10 protein-coding genes and 1 pseudogene are annotated in these 18,017 nt (G+C 63.5%); 3 read left to right on the top strand and 8 right to left on the bottom strand.

Translation table 11 applies throughout. From position 1 onward, the window contains the following. Positions 1–8: 8 nt before the first annotated feature. The 8 genes and pseudogenes from HU738_RS26100 to HU738_RS04020 form a co-directional block, all read right to left on the bottom strand. The gene (locus tag HU738_RS26100) at positions 9–707 is read right to left on the bottom strand and encodes an HvfC family RiPP maturation protein (RefSeq protein WP_186601067.1); all 699 of its coding nucleotides are present in this window, start codon (positions 705–707) and stop codon (positions 9–11) included. After that, positions 688–1,524 (bottom strand): HvfB family MNIO-type RiPP peptide maturase, encoded by an 837-nt coding sequence (locus tag HU738_RS04050; protein WP_186601066.1) that lies wholly within the window; start codon positions 1,522–1,524, stop codon positions 688–690. Before HU738_RS04050 ends, HU738_RS26100 begins: the two co-directional genes overlap by 20 nt. Positions 1,525–1,610: 86 nt before the next feature. Beyond that, a pseudogene (locus HU738_RS04045) lies at positions 1,611–1,904 on the bottom strand (HvfA family oxazolone/thioamide-modified RiPP metallophore); the annotation flags it as partial. A gap of 121 nt (positions 1,905–2,025) precedes the next feature. Then, positions 2,026–2,586, bottom strand: coding sequence for a DUF4174 domain-containing protein (locus HU738_RS04040; RefSeq protein WP_186601065.1), 561 nt, complete (start codon positions 2,584–2,586; stop codon positions 2,026–2,028). 235 nt (positions 2,587–2,821) lie between these two features. Then, positions 2,822–7,309, bottom strand: a complete 4,488-nt coding sequence (locus HU738_RS04035; protein WP_186601064.1) for an NEL-type E3 ubiquitin ligase domain-containing protein — start codon at positions 7,307–7,309, stop codon at positions 2,822–2,824. A gap of 113 nt (positions 7,310–7,422) precedes the next feature. Then, entirely contained in the window at positions 7,423–11,880 is a 4,458-nt protein-coding gene (locus tag HU738_RS04030) for an NEL-type E3 ubiquitin ligase domain-containing protein (RefSeq protein WP_186601063.1), read from the bottom strand. 76 nt (positions 11,881–11,956) lie between these two features. Further along, positions 11,957–14,317, bottom strand: coding sequence for a DNA polymerase II (locus HU738_RS04025; RefSeq protein ID WP_186601062.1), 2,361 nt, complete (start codon positions 14,315–14,317; stop codon positions 11,957–11,959). Positions 14,318–14,379: 62 nt separating this feature from the next. Beyond that, positions 14,380–15,300 (bottom strand): LysR substrate-binding domain-containing protein, encoded by a 921-nt coding sequence (locus tag HU738_RS04020; RefSeq protein WP_186601061.1) that lies wholly within the window; start codon positions 15,298–15,300, stop codon positions 14,380–14,382. A gap of 161 nt (positions 15,301–15,461) precedes the next feature. Between HU738_RS04020 and HU738_RS04015 the strand changes: the two genes are divergently transcribed. The 3 genes from HU738_RS04015 to HU738_RS04005 are packed head-to-tail and all read left to right on the top strand — an operon-like array spanning position 15,462 to position 17,997. Then, positions 15,462–16,244, top strand: coding sequence for a YqcI/YcgG family protein (locus tag HU738_RS04015; protein WP_186601060.1), 783 nt, complete (start codon positions 15,462–15,464; stop codon positions 16,242–16,244). A 2-nt stretch (positions 16,245–16,246) separates the two neighbouring features. After that, on the top strand, positions 16,247–16,876 hold the full coding sequence (locus HU738_RS04010) for a LysE family translocator (RefSeq protein WP_186601059.1): 630 nt from the start codon (positions 16,247–16,249) through the stop codon (positions 16,874–16,876). Positions 16,877–16,911: 35 nt separating this feature from the next. After that, a complete protein-coding gene (locus tag HU738_RS04005; RefSeq protein WP_186601058.1) occupies positions 16,912–17,997 on the top strand; it encodes a hypothetical protein in 1,086 nt (361 codons plus the stop codon). Positions 17,998–18,017 lie beyond the last annotated feature (20 nt).

Genomic DNA, 18,017 nt, shown 5'->3' with positions numbered 1-18,017 from the left:
TGCAACCCTCATCGCGTGCCGATGACGATACCTTGATCACGCAGTTTTTCGAGTAGTGCCAGCCCCTCCGGCAGGTCTGCAGCAAGTGCCTGCAAACGCTCTCGTCCCGTGCCACGAACCTCCGCCAGCAAGCGGTAGGCCATGGGTGAAAGGCGGGCGAAGCGCACCTGCAGCGCGGCATCGCGATAGACCAGCAGCAACGTGGGCACTGCCGGTGCCCGAGTCGGCTGGTACGCCGGGCCAATCTGCTCCACAGGCCACTGATAGGCCAGCACCCTTGCCGTGCTCGACAACACCGGCTCGCCTTCGAGCAGGTCACCTTGCCGATCGTGCTCGGGCTCCTCGGCATCGCTCAGGTACAACTGAGATTCGACCAGTTCATAGTGGGCCAGCTCCAGCTGCCAGGGGGTGTCAGGTTCGATGCCCTGAAGGTAATCGACGAAAGCGGCGGCGATCTGACTGAACAGCGGCGTATGGCAGCGATAATCGGCATAGAACTCATGCACTCGCGCATGCCAGGCCTGATCGCCCAACGTCGCGCGCAGCACCGGGAAGCTTCCCGCCAACAGGCCCTCGATGCCACTGTAGAGCAGTTCCCGGTACAGCCTCAGACGCCGCGCTTCGATACCGGCAGGTGGTGCATGGCGAACCGGGTCACGCAGGTGGCGAGCCAGGCAGAACTGCTGTTCACGCAATGCACCGTGCATATGCGACCTCCTGCTGCACGCTGCGAATCCGGGCCACTTCTGCAAGCAGCTCGGCCATGGGCGGGTAGTTGAAATCGCGCTCGAGCACGGTCGGCTGGATGCCAAAACGCTCGCAGGCGCTGGCGAACAGCGTCCAGACCTGCGGCCTGACCGCCGCTCCATGGGTGTCGACCTTGATATCGCCTGGCTGGTCATGATGCCCGGCCAGGTGCATGGCCTTGACCCGCGGCAACGGAAGCCCCTGGAGAAACGCCTGTGCATCGTAGCCGTGGTTACAGGCATTGACATAGACATTGTTGACGTCCAGCAGCAGGTCACAGTCTGCCTCGTCGAGCACTGCCTCGATGAACTCCAGCTCGCTCATCGCCTGGTAGGGTGCCGCGTAATAACTGATGTTCTCGACAGCAATACGCCGCTGTAACGTGTCCTGCACCTGGCGAATACGCGCACTGACCTGGCGTACGGCGGCCTCGGTGAAAGGCAGCGGCAGCAGGTCGTACAGGTAACCGTCGTCCGTGCAATAGCTCAGGTGCTCACTGTAGTGGCGCACCTGGTAGCGGTCGAGAAACTGGCCGACCTGCGCGAGCAGCTCTCGGTCCAGCGGCAAGCTGCCGCCCAGGGAAAGGGAAAGGCCGTGACAAGCCAGCGGGAAGCGTTCGGCCAACTGCGCCAAGCCCTGCCCCAGGGCACCGCCGACACCTATCCAGTTTTCCGGAGCACACTCCAGGAAATCCACCGCGCCAGCGTCGAGCGCCAGCATTTGCGTCATCAGGCTACGGCGCAGACCAAGGCCGGCATACATGGGCATGGTGTTCATCGTTGAGTCTCCACAACAAGCACAACGCCCCGCCTGGGCCGCAGACGGGGCGTTGTCACCGTTCTCAAGGATCCGCTTCAGGCCTGGCTTTTGTCGCGCTTGGCACTGCCGCCACACTTGCCTTCACCACACTTGCCTTCGCTGGTGCCGGCCTTTTCGTGGCCGCCACATTTGCCTTCTCCGCATTTGCCTTCACTCTGGGCAGCCTTGTCACTGCCACCGCATTTGCCTTCGCCGCACTTGCCCTCGCCATGGGTCTTGGCCGAAGCCAATTGGTAACCCCCAGAAAGCGGTTCGACAGCGAACGCCTGGCTACCCAGGGTCATGCTGCCGATAAGCGCCGCACCAAACAGCCCGAGTTTGTTGAATGTTTGCGTCATCATGTAGCTCCACTCTGGTCAGGAAGTGGAGCTATTCAACCGCGCAGAAGGATCAACCGAAATCACCGAATTCGGCTGTGCACGTAGGATACGACCCATCGTCTGGACAGGTTGCCAGCGCTCAGTCGTCGAGAGGCTTGGGGGGCGCGGCGGGCTTGGCGGGTTTCGCCGGCTTGCTGTCCTTGCCCTTGGCCTTGGGCTCAGGTACGGCAGCCGCTACGGGTTCCGGTGCAGTCGCGGCCTTTTCGCTCGCCGGCAGCTCATCGACGGCTTTGAAGATTGCCTGCGGATCTATCTTCTCGCCTGACTCATCGTCCTTGAGAACATGACGCTCGCCATCCAGGCCCACCAGGATCACCTTGGTCCCTTTGCTGGCGCCCAGCTTGAGTTCACGGATAAGGGCCATCGTGGTCTGCTGTTCGAGGTTCTTGTCCTCACGCTTGCCCATCATCTGGGCAACGCTGAACAGCACCAGGTTGCGCTCCTTGAAACCCGCCTGGGTCGCGGGGTCCTTGAGTGCCTCGTTCAACCCGCGCAGGGTGGGGTCGGCACTGCTCGGAGCGATGACGACCAATGGCCTGGCCTTGCCCAGTTCCTTGGCCAGCGGCGCATCACTGTCGGCCGCTAGCAGCGGGCCGGCGACAGCGAGCAAGGTGGCGAGGGTCAGTGACCGGACGAGCATGCAAATCTCCTTATTCTCTCGATAAAACAAAGACTACAGATCATGGAGAAAGATCCGACGTGCGAGCCTAAACCAACTGGCCTGCCAGAGGGTTGACGCAAAAGTAACTTCACGTGTCTCGGCAGGGGCGCCTGGTATCGCGAAAAATGCCGGCACCCGAACCTGAGCATAGTCCATCGAGACGTTCGCGCCCGCCGCCGACCCCTGCAGCAGGCTGCTGACGCCCAGGACTGGATCAGCGAACGTAGATGACCTCCTGTTCACTCTCCGCATCCAGCGCATCGAGCGTCAGGGCATGCATCAGTTCGCGCTCGGCGCGCCGCTGCTCGCTGGCGAGGCGATTGATTTGCGCTTCACGCTGCGGCTCTGGCGCCGTGTTGTCTGCCTGCAACACCTCCAGGCGCTCGTGGAACGGCGCATTGAGGGCATCGAAACGTGCCGGATAGGCATTACGCAAATGGGTTTGCCAGAACGCCCGGTCGATCAGCGAGCTGGCCAGTCGTTCACCGGTCTCATGGCGCAGCACCAGGTTGCGTGCCCGCGCTATCCGCCGCGCATCGACGCCTGCAATGGGCCGGAACGACATGCCCTGGGTCTGCAGGGGCAGCTCCAACGCTTCGCGCAAAGCCACCCGATAGGCCAGGACCACCTCAATCTGGTCCGGGTCGCTGCCACCGAGCTGACGCTCCTGAATGTCGCGCAAGGCAATCCGGTCAACCTCCTCGAGCCGCCACAGCTGCCGCCCCAGGCGCAGCAGCCTGCGCTCCTGGCTACCGGTTGCCGCCTGTCCTTGGGCACGCCACACCAACAGCCGGGTTTCAAGGTCGTCGAAACGCAGGGCGACGCTGTCCTGGCAGGTCAATTGCGCGGCATTGCTGAACAGCTCCTGGCACAGCTCGGTGGAGTGGGCCATGGCACGCATCATTGCCAGTACCCGGCCAGCCAGGAAGCGCGCACCGGTCACATGCTGAAAATCGGCGGTTTCCATGAGGCGCTCGATCAGGGTGAAGAAATCAAGCGCATCGGGCATCGCTTCCAGCGCTCGCCAATACCTGTCCAGCTCGGCGCGCTGCTGCGCGCCGCCGGCATCCATCCAGCGTACCCGGGCGGAGACTGGCGCCGCCTCGTCATCCTCAGGCGGCACAGCCGCTGCCTGCAGAGCATTACGCAGGCGCAAGGACTCCGATTCGGAAAGCGGATTACCGCTCAACTGCACATTGCCTTCGATCCACAAGCGGCTTTGGTAGAAACCTTCCGGCACGCTGGTGAGCAGGTTGTCGCGCAGGTCGACGACCCTCAGCGAGGTGCTTTGCATCAAGCCATAGGGCAATTCGCTGATGCCCGTGGCGGCCAGGTGCAGTTCGCGCAACTGAGGTAGCCCGGTCAGCGAAAATCCCCGCCCCAGCGGGTTGTGCGAAAGGTTCACCTGCCTCAGATACGGGCAACTGGCGAGTATCGTCGCCTGGCCAGGGTCCAGGCTGATACGGTTGGCGCGCAGGTCCAGCGACTGCAGGCTGGACATGCCCAGCAGCGCCTGCGGAACGCGCTCCAGGCGGTTATAGGGCATCTCGACCGCGCGGATATTGGGGAAGGCACGCAGGAAACTCTCGGGCAGGTGCTCGATCTGCATGTTGCGCAGGGTCAGCACACGGACGTGGTCGAAGACGATAGGTTCAGGGAACTCGGGGAGACTGCGAGAGCTGGCAACCTCCCAGCGGTAGACCGTGTTGGTACCTTCAGCCTGCATGCCCTCATCGTAAGCGCGTTGCCAACAGCCGCGCAGCGCCCGTCGCAACCTGCGCCGGTCCTCTCGCTCGCGGCCAGCGGGCGCCTCATGCACCCACCTGCGCAACTGCCTGTTGAGCGCCTCGAACTCACGCTCGAACTGCTGCAGCGTGCGCTCCAGGCCAATAGCGCTACTCCGTGCCTGCTCGATCCAGGCGAATACTTCCTCATCGCTGAAGGCCGGGTACAGGTAGCGGACACGCCGCAGGAATGGCCCGGGTTGGTAGCTGGATGACGCTGAGCCCGGGTTGCGGCCGCTCAAGGGGTAGCCGATGCGGCCGTCGTCCAGCCGTGACGGCAGGCGCAAGCTACCTGGGCGCGCAGGGCTCAATAGCTGCTCGACTTCCGCACGCCTTGCTTGCGCCAGCCGCGTGACGGTCACGCGAAGGTTATGGGCAAAGGGTTCACCCACCTGCAAAGCACGCCGTTGATCGTCGGTATAGCCACCGGCCATGACTTCGAACAATTCGCCCGCCTCGCCAACGGCCTCGCCCTGGGCATCGGTGCGCTGGAAGATGCCGTTGCGGTGAACCAGCCCGCAGGCATGCGTTCCCTCCTCTGATTTGGCCAGGGCCCGCGTCCCGGCATCACCGTCGAACACGCTCCAGCGCACACCCCGCTCCGCGGCTGGCAGATGCTTGAGCATGCCCAGCGTGACCCGGGCCAGGTCGAGGTTCTGGGGGGTGTCCCAGAGCAGGGACTCGAACACCCGCGCCACGCGAACCGGCACAAGCATACGCCTGGCGGCCTCGGCCAGGCCCAGCGGTACCCGGCCGCTGGCAAGCAGCCGGGTACGCTCCGCACTGCTGGCCTGAGCGAGCAGCGCCCGTGCGGCATGCCCATGCAGGCCGGGAAACTGGCGCTGCAGCGCTTGCACAGCGGGGTCGTCCTGAAAAGCCTCGACGGCGTACAGGCGCTGGAACAGCGTCCTTCGCCGCTTCCAGGCCAGCTCGGCCAGCGCCGGATCACTGAGCGTCTGGCCCCCTTCCAGTTGACGTGCCTGTTCGAGCGCGGCACGGTCGTCCGCCGGCAAACCTGAGCGCAAGCGGTTGACCAACCGGCGGATACGCTGATCGAGCAATACCCGCTGGACACTGTCGAGCAGCCCAGGTTCAGGGGCCTGCCCCAGCACGTGAAGGGCTCGCAGGTGCTCATCCTCCAGGCGATGTACGGCCAATACCTCTTCGATCTGCTCATCGTCGAGCGTGGCCATCTGCCCGCCCAGCCGCCTGAACAGATAGCCGGAGCCTTGCCACTGCATCGGTTGTTCACTCCACAAGCGCCATGCACCGGCACCGTTGTGCAGCAACAACGGGCCATGGCCAGCATGCGGCAATAGCTGCCAGTGCCCGTCGATCGATCGCTGCACAACCCGGTAATGATGCCCGCCCATGGCTATCCAGGCCTGCCCGCCGTAGCGCCAGATGCCCTGTTCATCGCTGGTCGCCGCAGGCGGCAGTTCGCTGCGAAATACCGACAGGTCAGCGTTCCACAAGCGTTGCGTCCCGTCTTCCAGGCGTGCCTGCGACAGGCCATCGACCAGCGCCGAACGCGTCCATGCCTGCTGCGCCGCGCTGCCGGCCGCCGCCGTGGCCGCAACCAGAGTGGCCTCGATCACAACCTGGGTCACATGCTCCAACGCTTCGCGTGTCTCGCCCTCACGCCAGGACTCGACGGCCTCGAAGACCTCACCCAGCCAGCGCCAGGCGATCATGGCCAGCAACGTCAGGCCCAGTGCCGGGACGTAAAGGCTGGCTGCACTCAACAGTGTCACGCCCAGTGTGGCCAGGTAGCGCTCATGTGCCGCCTGGACCTCACGGTCGAGCTTTGCCACAGGTGTGGCGATCAATGCCGCATCGTCCTTGATCTGAGCCGTGCGCAAGGCCGCAAAGTCCTTGAACAGATAGCCGCCGACCCGATGCGCGCGCTCGTGCAGATCGATGTTGGCCCAGATCGGCAAGCCTGCATAACCGGTGATGACCTGGGAGAAAAACGCCTGGCTGTCGCGACGGCGCACGAAGCGCGCGAAGAACGCCTGGTAGTCGGCATTGCGCAGCCGTTGCCCCAGAATCCTTCGGGCGAACCGGTGCAGATCTTCATGCGCGCTCCACGGGCCATGCGGGTCGCCCGGAATGTACACCAGCACACGTTGGCTCGAGGTATGGATCGGGGCAAAGGTTTCATCACGCACATCGAGCACGACTATCTGCTGCAACGGGCAGCCCAGGACCTCCAGGCGCTTGCCAATGACACGCTTGTCATCCAGTTGAGGCAACCAGCCCTGGCGCCACAAACCGATCACCAGTTCCAGCTCGGCCTCGCTCAACACGCTGTCGTGACGCGCCCTGAAGGCATCGAGCAGCAAGGCATGGCGCATGTTGTCGGCAAGCAGGGCCTGGGCCTCAGCGCTGCCAAGCCGGGCCTGCACATGCGCCTGATAACGTTCCCCCAGGTCCAGCTCACGCACCAGGGCAGCAAATCGTATTGCATCGAGCTGAGCAAGGCTGGCACCTGCATCGTCGAACAGACCGTTGCCAGGGGCTTGTCCACCTGCCTGGCTTTCGTCCCGAGTGAAGTTCCTCAGTGCTGCTTCGAGCAGCGGTATCTGGTAGTAGACTTTTTCACTCAGGGGCACGCGGATCGGGGCATAGGTACTCAGGGGGCGTTCATAGGCCGTGCGAAACCACAGCTGGCCCAGTTCATGCCCGATGTTGCAACGATCGCGCAGCGCCTTTTGCAGGATCGGCGCCGTGAATTGCTCGATCCCGTCGATGCGCTGCAGCAGCGCAGCGAGGCGGTACCGGCAGTCCAGGCTGCCCTTGAGTGCCTCCCGCAGCACCGCTGCGTGCCCGGCACTGACGGCCCGAATCCAGCCTGGCAGGCGCGCGGCGATGATCCGGTCCTGCTCGGCCTGCTCCAGGCGCTGGTGTGTGTGCAAAGTGGTCCCCATGATGTGATAGCCCCCAGTGATGAAACCTTGAGGCTATCGCTGGACGCAGCCCTGTAGCGCCTATGTGGCTACCACCTCGCCACCGGTCGTGGCACGTCCTTTCAATGCCATGGCAAGACCGGAACCAGCAACACGGCCATCAGGTGCCTGTCCACCGCTTCACGGGTGAGCTGCCTGTACACGTTGATCTCACGCTGGTGCACCCGGTCCTGCAGGCCTTTGATTTGGGCAGGCGACGCGTTGGCTGCGACCAGCGCTTCGAGTTCATCATGCAACGACTGTGGAACCTCGAGCCGTCGCGGATGCCTGCTGGCCAGGTATTCGCGCCAGAAGCGTGTGGTGGACAGGTAATCGACCAGCACATCCCTGGACTGGACTGCCCTGACAGCACGCACGGCCGCATGCAGGTCCACCGCCGACAGGTTGGCCACACCAGGGTTGAGCATCTCGTCATGCTCGATGGGCAGGTCGAGTTCATCGATCAGGCTCAGGCGATACGCCAGTGCGAATTCCAGTGACTCGTCGGGCCGGCCCACGCGTATGGCATGCCAGCCCCCTACATCGTCGAGCATGTCCAGGCGCCAGCACTGCGCCCCCAGATGCAACAGCACCCGCTCCTGATCATCGAAGACGTCGTTGTGCAACGCTTTCCACTGGCTGACTCGCACCTCCAGATCACTGAATCGCAGCGTGGCATTATCCTGGCAGTGCTCGGTCAACGCGTGCGTGTAGAGCTCGGTTTGCAATGCCGGCCGCTCTGCCATGTAATCCAGCATGCGCTGCACACGCAAGGCCAGGTAGCGAGACAGGAACTCACTCTGGAAATCTGCCGAGGTGGTCAGCCTTTCCAGCAAGTGGAAGAAACCTTTCGAGGCGCTGTCGCCGTACAGCCGGCCCCAGGTATTGGCCATGCGGTCACGCTGGTCCGTCGCCACCAGATCAATCCAGCGCTGTTTCACCGGTACCTGGTCATCCACGGCTTCCCCCCAGACATCCTGCGCACCCAGCAACGGATTATCGCTGAGCCTGACCCGCCCGGAGCGCCACAGCCGCGACCGATAGAATGCAAATGGCAGGGTGCGGATATTGTTGTCACCCACATCAAGCGTATGCAGGGCGCTCGATTCCATCACGCCTGCCGGCATTTGCGTGAGCTGCGTGTTGCGCAACATCAAGGCATTGAGGTCGGGCATCCCGGTCATGGAAAACGTACGCTGCAACGGGTTATGCGAGAGGTTCAGATAGACCAGCTGCCTGCAACCGGCGAGCAGGTCGATGTCCGCGGTTTGCAGCTGGATCTGGTTGCCAGACACATCGAGCATTTTCAACTGCGCGGCCAGTGCCGGGGTCAACGGCAGGCTGCGCAAGCGACAATTGGTAATGCTCAATGACCTCAGTCCATCGAATGCGCGCAGAAAGGTCTCCGGCGCACGGCGTATCTGCAATGCGCGCAGCGCGATATCCGTTACATGGGAAAAGCTGACGTCCGCCGGAATGGGTGGCAGCTCATCCAGATCGCTGCCGAAACTGCTGAGCAGATAGCCTCTGGCTTCTTCAGTTTCCAAGGCCTGACGGGGTACCAGGTAGCGCCAACAATCGATCAGCCCCCGGGCAAACTGGCGGCGGGCGGGCCAACACCAGAGTTTGAGGGTCGCGGTCTGCCAGCTGGCCAGCCGTTTGCGCAATGCCTTGAGTTGCCCCTTGAGAAGAAGCAGTTCGACAGCGGGGTCACGCTGAAGTCCACGCAGGTGCGCCAACCATTGCTCGACCTGCTCATCATCGAAGCCGGGATACAGGTCGCGTACCTGCGCATGCAGGTTCCTGCCCCCGCTGCTGCCGCCGGGCGTCCGTTGCCGCCAGCCACTCAGCGGATAGCCGACGCGGCCATTGGCCAAGCGTTGTGGTGCCAGAAAGGCATCACCCGAGCGCACGATACCCAGCAACTCGCCGATCAGTTCCCGCCGCTGAGCGACGCGCCGTGTCATGTATGCTCGCAGCTGCAACGCGAACGGCTGGCCGATACCCAGGGCGCTTTGCTGCGCCGCAGAATATGCGCCAGCCGACTGCTGGAACAACTCGCCCGGTTCGCCAAGGTCATTGCCTTGTTCATCGCTGCACTGGAACCTGCCGGCCTGAAAACGGATGCGCCGTATCGCGCCCATACCGGTACTGCTCGACAACGGCTCGGTGACGTCGCCATCGAACAGTTGCCAACGTGGGCCACTGGCTGCCCCGGGCATTTGTTCAAGCAGCTTCAGCACGACACGGGCCAGGTCGAGATCTTGTGGGGTATCGAACAGTAACGCCTCGTACACCCGAATACAGCGGATGCGCTTGACCATGGACGCTGCGGCGACGTTCAGCCCAGCGCTGTCCACCGTCCGTAGCAGCGCTTCGGCCGCCAGGCGATGAAGGCTGGCGAAGTCTCGCTGCAAGACGTGCGTGGCGGCCGTCGCGGGGTACTGCTCATAGTAGAGCTGCTGGAACAATGAGCGCCGACGACGCCAGACCCGCTCGGCCAACTGCGCGTCCGTCAGCGCCTGCGTACCCGCCCACTGGCGGACCTTGGCGAGCAGTGCCGTATCTTGCGCCGCGTCGCCCGAACGCAACTGCGAGACCAGGCCGAGGATGCGGTTCAGCACCGCGACCCGGCTTACGGTATCGACCAGGCAGGCATCAGGCGCCTGGCCACAGATATGCACGCCACGCAAATGACTGGCATCCAGGCCATGGATGGCAAGCACCTGGTCGATCTGCTCATCCTCGAGATCGCTGAAGCCACTGCCCAGGCGACGGAACAGCACGCGCGCCGTCTCCCACTCGATCGGTTGCTCGCACCAGACTCGCCAGGCGCCGGCACCGTTATGCCTGAGCGCTGGGCCATGCCCTTGCTTCGGCACGAGCTGCCACTGCTCGTCGGGCTGCTGCACCACCTCGTAGAAGTGGCCGTCCATGTTCACCCAGCAGCGCCCCTGCGAACGGTAGATGCCTTCGCCATCGGCCACTGCCTGCACGGGGGGCGCCGCACTACGAAAAGGGCTGAGGTCGAACCGCCAGAGCTTCTCGCTACCGTCTTCCAGGCGCGCGGTCGCCAAGGCATCGACCTGGTGCCATTCACGCGCCACCGCCGCAGCCCCCACTGTGGTGAGACCGACCGTGACCATGGTTTCAGCAACGCTCAGCAGATGCTCCAGCGCCGCATCGATGTCGCCCTGGCGCCACTGCTCCACGGCATGGAAAACCTCCTTGAGCATGTCCCAGACCATCACCCCGCCGAGGATGACAGCGAGGCCCGGTACGAACAGTCCCGCCACGTTGGCGAGGTTCCACGCGGCGGACATCAGGCGATCATGCCTTGCCTGGCGGACCGCGCTGTCGATGTCACTGACCGGCACGGCGATGACGGCCGCATCATCCTTGATCTGGTCGACCCGCGCCTGAGCCAGGTGATCGAACAGCGGCAAGCGGTAGGCCGCCATGTGCTGGTCCATGTCCCGGGAGGCCCACACGGCGACATCGGTCAGTTCGCTGGCCACCCTGGCAAAGAACGCATCGCTGTCACGGCGCCGGATGAAACGGGCGAAGAAGCGCTGATAGGGCTCCTTACCCAGGCGCTTGCCCAACGTTCGTCGAATGAAGGTGTCGAGGTCGGCTGCCGCATTCCAGGCGCTGACCGGGTCACCGGGGATGTACACCAACACGCGCTGGCTGGACAGGAAGCCTAACGTGGAAGTGATCTGGTCAAGCACGATCACCTGTTCGACCTTGCAACCATAAATGTTCAGTTGCTTGGCGATCACCGGGTTGCCCCCAAGCATGCCTGGCCTGGCTTCGCGGCACAGGTCGAGGATCAATACCAGCTCTTGCGCCGTCAGGACCCCTTCCGTCCTGGCCTTGCAGGCGTCGAGCAGCATCGAGGCGACGTACAAGGCCTTGCAGGAGGCCTTGAATCCCGAGGCCGCCGTGACCGGGCTGTCCAGGATCGTGGCCAGATGCTCCTGATAACGCCTGCCCAGGTCCAGCTGCCGGCAACGCTTGGCGAACGCCGAGGCCGACAACGCAGTGAACGTGCTGCCGTCGCTTTGCACGAGCCGATTGTCACGCGGCATACCGCCAACCAGCGACTCCTCCTCGGTGAAATTGGCCAGCGCCGCATCCAGCAATGGGATGTCGTAGCTGTCCTTGTCCTGTTCAGGTGTACGCCCGCTGGTCCACTCAGGCTTTGGCGAAACGGCGAAGTAGAAGTGTCGATAGAACAGCGTGTCGAGGTCTGGCGAGACATTCAGCGCACGCTGCAGAAGGGGCCTGCAATACGAGTGGACAGGTTCGATTCGTGCCAGCTCGTGGCGCAGGCGCTGACGGCTGGCATGGCTTGATCTCAATGCCTCGAACACGCTCTTCAGTTGTTCGGCCGTCAGCGTTCGGTCCACGGGCGTCTCGGACAGCCTCAGCTTGCGCAGCCAGGCGGGCAAGCGGCGGGCGATCATGGCATCCTGAAACGCTTGCTCGACGGCCACTTGGGCATTGTGCGTTGGTACCGGGTTTGCGCGGGGTTGCATGAAGCACCTCCTGGGTCGGGAAGTGCGAAGCTAATATCCGCTATCGCGCAGCACGGGCTAGATAACTACCCCGGGTTCAGAAAAGCAGCAGCTGGCGGTCGGTCAGCGCACTGAAATCATCGCCGACGAAGGGCAGGATGGCATCCGCCACCGGCTGCAGCTGGCGGCTCAGGTAATGCTCATAATCGACAGGCGCCTGCAGGTTCTCCAGCGGCTCGGGGCCGGCGGTGGTGATCAGGTAGCTGATCCAGCCACCACGCTGGTATTGCCGCGGGCGGCCGACCCGAACGTTGAACTCGTCTGCCAGCCGCGCGGCCCGTACGTGCGGTGGCACATTGCGCTGATAGTCGGCCAGCGGCCGGCGCAGGCGCTTGCGATAGACCAGCAGCTCATCCAGTTCACCGGCGAGGGTCTGGCGCACGTACTCGCGCAGGTAGTCGCGATAAGGCTGGCCACGGAAAATCCGCCCGTACAGTTCCTGCTGAAAACGCCGAGCCAGTGGCGACCAGTCGGTGCGTACCGACTCCAGGCCCTTGTAGACCATCTCTTCGCTGCCATCGGCCCGCTGCACCAGGCCGGCATAACGCTTTTTGCTGCCTTCGTCGGTGCCGCGGATGGTGGGCATCAGAAAGCGCCGGTAATGCACCTCGAACTGCAACTCCAGCGCGCTTTCAAGGTTCAGGGTGGTGCGCAGGTACTCGCGCCACCACTGGTTGACCTGGTCGACCAGATCGCGCCCGATGCGCGCAGCAGCATCCTCGGCGTGCGCGCCCTTGAGCCAGACGAAGGTGGAATCGGTATCGCCGTAGATGACTTCGAAGCCCTGAGCTTCGATCAGTGCGCGCGTCTGGCGCATGATCTGGTGACCGCGCATGGTGATCGACGATGCCAGGCGCGGGTCGAAGAAGCGGCAGCCGCTGGAACCCAGCACGCCGTAGAAGGCGTTCATGATGATCTTGAGTGCCTGCGACAACGGCGCGTTGCCCTCGCGCTTGGCCGCCTCCCTCCCTTGCCACACACGCTCGACGATGGCGGGCAGGCAATGCTGTGTGCGCGAGAAACGCCCACCGCGAAAGCCCTCCACCGAGTGCTCGTCATCGGGCAGGCGCAAGCCTTCCACCAGGCCGACCGGGTCGATCAGAAAGGTGCGGATAATCGACGGGTACAAGCTCTTGTAATCCAGCACCAGCACCGAGTCGTACAACCCCGGGCGTGAATCCATGACAAAACCACCGAGGCTGGCCTCGTCCGGACGGCTGCCAAGGCTCGGCGCGACAAACCCCATACGATGCATGTGCGGGATATACAGGTGACAGAATGCGGCAACCGAGCCGCCACTGCGGTCCACCGCCAAGCCGGTGACCGCCGAACGCTCCAGCAGGAAGTCGAGCAGCCGGGTATGGGCAAAAATGCGCGTGACCAGTTCGCAGTCCTTGAGGTTGTAGCGGGCGAGCGCCGGTTTGTCTTCGGCGAAAAGGCGGTTGATCTCGTCCATGCGCTGGTAAGGCGTGTCGATGGCCTTGCCCTCGCCGAGCAGGGTCTGCGCGACACTTTCGAGGCTGAACGAAGGGAAGCTCCAGGTCGCCGAGCGCAGCGCCTCGATGCCATCGATCAGCAGGCGCCCCGGGGCATCGGCAAATACATGGCCGCCGCCGGCATGGCTGCGCAAGGTCATCGGCGCGCCGTTGCGCCCCAGCGCCAGTGGCACTTGCAGCAGCTTGGCGTGCTCATGCAGCAGGCGCAGGTCGAACTGGATCAAGTTCCAACCGATGATTGCATCCGGGTCATGCTCGGCCATCCACTGGTTGAGGCAACTCAGCAGCTCGGCGCGGTCAGCGCAATAGCGCAAGTCAAAATCCACGCCACCAGCATCACCGTTGGCCGGGCCGAGCATGTACACCTGGCGCTGGCCGCAGCCTTCCAGGGCGATGCTGTACAGCTCGCCGCGCTCGCTGGTCTCGATGTCCAGCGAGGCCAGGCGCAAGGTCGGGCGGTAGCCTGGCAGCGGCTTGAGCTGGGCCTTGCAGTACACGCCCTGCTCGTCCCGCTGGCCAGTGAACTGCACGGGCGCGGTGATGAAGCGCTCCATCAGGTAACGCTCCGGCGGGCGGATATCGGCCTCGAAGACGTCGATGCCAGCCGTACGCAGGCGTTGCTCCAGTTGCATCAGCTGGCGGTGCTGACGAGTGTAGAGGCCGAGCATCGGACGCTGGTCGAAATCCTTCAGGCGCAACGGCTTGAGCGCTGCGCCCTGCTCCTTGGCCAGCAACACCCGAGCGTGTTCGGCCTGCGCTTGCGGGATGAACGCCACCGACTCTTGCGGTGCCAGACGCAACAGCCGCGGCCCGGCATCGGTGGCCAGCCAGAATTCCACGCAGGTGCCTTCGGGCGTGTCATGCCAATGCCGGGTCAGGACAAAGCCCTGTTGCAACTCCACCGCGTCGACCTCTGTTCAAAAACACGATTCTACGCGATTGCGGCCGTGCCACGTCGCCACGTTCAGCCGTACAGGTAGTTGATGTCCTTGTAGCCCAGCGGCGGCACCTGGCTGAGCAGGAAGTCGCGCAGCTTGTGCATCTGCCGCGCCTTGGGGCTGCTCTTGAGCCAGGTCATGTAGTAACCGTCACCGGTCGACACCGCATGCTTGAACGGCGTCACTAGGCGCCCGGCCGTGAGGTCGGCACTGGCCAGTACCAGGTCGACCACCGAAATGCCGAGGCCCTGCTGCGCCGCCGAGATGCCCTGGTCGAGGGTATCGAACACCTGGCCCTGGTCGATGCTGATGTCCAGCGCATCCATGCGCGCCAGCCAGCGCCGCCAGTCGCGGCGATCTGGCGATGGGTGGAGGAATTCACACTGGCGCAGGTCGACCAGCTCCGGTTGCGCTTGCGCCATGTAGTCCGGGTGGCACACCGGGATCAGCCATTCATCGAACAGCTTGACGCTTTCGACATCGGCCGGGAAACGACCGTTGGCCAGGAGAATGGCGCAGTCGTAGGGCTCGGAGTAGAAGTCCACCGAGTCAATGTCCATCCACACGCTCGACAGCTGCACGCTGCAGTTGTCTTCGAGCTTCTTGAACCCGTCCAGCGCCCGCAGCAGCCAGCGCACGGTCAGCGTCGAAGGGGCCTTCAAGCGCAACCCATAACGGTCCTGGCGCAGCAGCGCGCAGGCGTTTTCGATGATCTTGAAGCCCACCTTCAGCTCTTGAGCCAGCAGCCGTCCATGCTCGGTGAGGCTCAACTTGGGGCCGCGGCGCTCGAACAGGTCGCAGCCGAACATGGATTCGAGGGTCTTGATGTGATGGCTGACCGCCCCTTGGGTAAGGGCCAGCTCCTCAGCGGCCCGGGTAAACGAGCCGTAGCGCGAGGCCACCTCGAAAGCACGCAGGGCGTGCAAAGCTTGAATCCGTTCCGACATGATGCCCTCGAATCATGAGTGAGACTAATAGTAGGTCATAGTTCCACGCGTTTTACAACGTGAAGAGCGTCTCAGAAAATGCAGGTAAATAACACAGATAAGTCTCCAACCTGCCTGCATGTGTGTGGAACTCTCTCTTACTTAAATCTCCTGGGGAAATCATGTTTACGGGTTATGGAAACTGCTATCGCCTGGACGCGCTAGAGCTGGCCGATGAACATGTACGGAACACTCAGCACTGGACGCATCAAACCCTACACCATTTTCGCAGCGTGCTCGCCAACCCCGACTTCCCGTGCCTGTTCGGGCGCAAGGCGGTAGCCGGCGCATCCTGCCACATCCTCTTCGCCCGCGCCGAACAACTGGCCGATGATATCGCCCAGGGCCTGGCCGAATATGTACGCACCATAACCCCTGTGCCGATCAAGCAACGCATCGGCAGCCCACTGGTGGTGTTTCTGCAAACAGCCGCCGACAGCACCCTGGCCGAGCAACAGGCACTGGCCTGGAAAGTACTGCGCGGAGTCCATGCCCGTGACCCGCACCCGTGGCCGCAAGCGGTTCCCACCGACCCGCACGACAACGCCTGGTCGTTCTGCTACGCCGGTATGCCGCTGTTCATCAACATGAACTTCCCCGGCCACCAGCAGATGAAAAGCCGCAACCTCGGCCCGCACATCACCTTCGTCATCAACCCGCGGGAAAACTTCGACGAAGTGGCCAACGCCAGCACCGAAAGCGGGCAACGCATTCGTGCCCGCATTCGTGATCGCGTGCGCCACTACAACGACGGGGTCATGCCCGAAACCCTCGGCTTCTTTGGCCAGGACGACAACTTCGAATGGAAGCAGTACCAACTGCAGGAAGCCGGCTCGCTCAATCCGTCGCGCTGCCCGTTTCATGCCCACACCCACGCGACAACCGACATTCTGATCGAGAACTGACCGTGAATACCGCACTGACACTGACTTACGCACTCACCGTGCTGCTGCTGATCGCCACCCCCGGCCCGGTGGTGGCGCTGATCGTCAACACCGCCGCAGCCTCTGGCTCGCGCAAGGCCATGTTCACCGCCGTCGGCACCAACTGGGCGTCACTGGTGCTGATCGGCGCCGCTGCCTGGGTCATCCTCACCAGTGCGGCCATCGACAAGGCCTGGCTCAGTGGCATGAGCCTGCTGGGCTGCCTGTTCATTGGCTACATTGCCGTGGGCACCCTGCGCGAGTGCCTGCAGGCGCCTGCCGTCGACGAAGCCGAGCTGCAACCGGCCAAAGCCGGGCGCGGCGGTTTGTGGCAAGGCTTCATGGTCGGTATTTCCAACCCGAAGGACATCATCTTCTTCATCGCCTTCTTTCCCCAGTTCATCCAGATCACCGAATCGTTCGGCAAGAGCATGGTGGTGCTGTCGCTGCTGTGGGTACTGATCGATTTCGCCGTGCTCAGCCTGTACATCTTTGCCATCGGCAAGATCACCTCGCAGCGCAGCAACCGCCTTATATCCCTGGCCTCGGGCGTCGTCCTGCTGCTGATCGCCGCCGGTGGCCTGGCTTACAACCTCAAGGAACTGGCGGGCTGAACGCCCGCCACCACGCCTGCCGAGAAGGAGCGCCCATGACACCCAGCACGCATGTCCAGGGTCTCGCTTCGCCACTGCATCATGATTACCAGCGCTTTCTGCTGCTGGGTAATCGCCGCGCCCCACACACCCTGCATGTGCACGAGAGCGGCTACCGCTCCTGCACCATCAACACCGACGCCCTTGGCCTGCGCTACAGCCATTGCGCCGGCAAGCGCTTCTCGGTTGCCGAGCGCGGTGCCGCCTCGCGCATCAACCTGCTGGTCGGCGGCTCGACCGCCCTGGGCATCGGCGCCAGCTGCGACGAACATACGGTAGCCTCGCACCTGTCGATGCTGACCGGCGAGGTATGGCTGAGCCTGGCCGGCTGCGGGCTCAACGCCAGCCAGGAGCTGTTGCTGTTCCTGACCCACCAGCATCGCTTCGGCGAAGTGGGCCATGTGGTACTGCTCAGCGGCCTGAACACCTTGGCCCATGAAGCCCTCGGCGAGGTCCTGGCCGGCCCGTATGACCCGCAGCAGGCCAAGGCTCACCAGGCTTACCTGAACAGTTTCAACGAGGGCATGCCACCCGCGGGCCCAGCGCGCCATGAGTCGCTGTGGCAGCGCCTGGGCCAGGCATTGGCACCACGGCGCAACGACCCTGCCCCCAACTGGTCGCTGTCCGCCCCGGAAAAGCGCCTGGCACGCGCGGCCGACAGCATCGCCCGCACCTTGCGCCAATGGGAACGGATGCTGGCTGACAGTCACGCCACCCTGACCTTCATCCTCCAGCCCCTGCTGCCCTGGTGCCGAGAAACCCTGCCGGCGGGGGAACTGGCGATGCTGGCCGCCCTCGAGCAACAACCGGGGAATTTCGACCGCCTGCTCGACGGTGCCTTCGACAGCAAGCTGCACATGGCTTTCTTCCGTCGCATCAAAAGCCAGGCAGACCCCGTGCCCTGCTACGACATGAACAGCATGCTCAGCAGCTCGCCGGTATTCGGTGCCGATCTGTTCGTCGACCGCCTGCACTTGAACGATCTGGGCAACAATGCTTTGGCCAAGGTGATTACCGCCAAGTTGGGGCTGGCCCAGGAACGACACGGCCAGCGCAAGGTCACACCGATCAAGCTCGTCTGACTGACGAGTCACGGGGTTTC

This window comes from Pseudomonas vlassakiae (assembly GCF_014269035.2).
GTDB lineage: Bacteria > Pseudomonadota > Gammaproteobacteria > Pseudomonadales > Pseudomonadaceae > Aquipseudomonas > Aquipseudomonas vlassakiae.
This window is presented reverse-complemented; position numbering and strand designations above follow the sequence as displayed.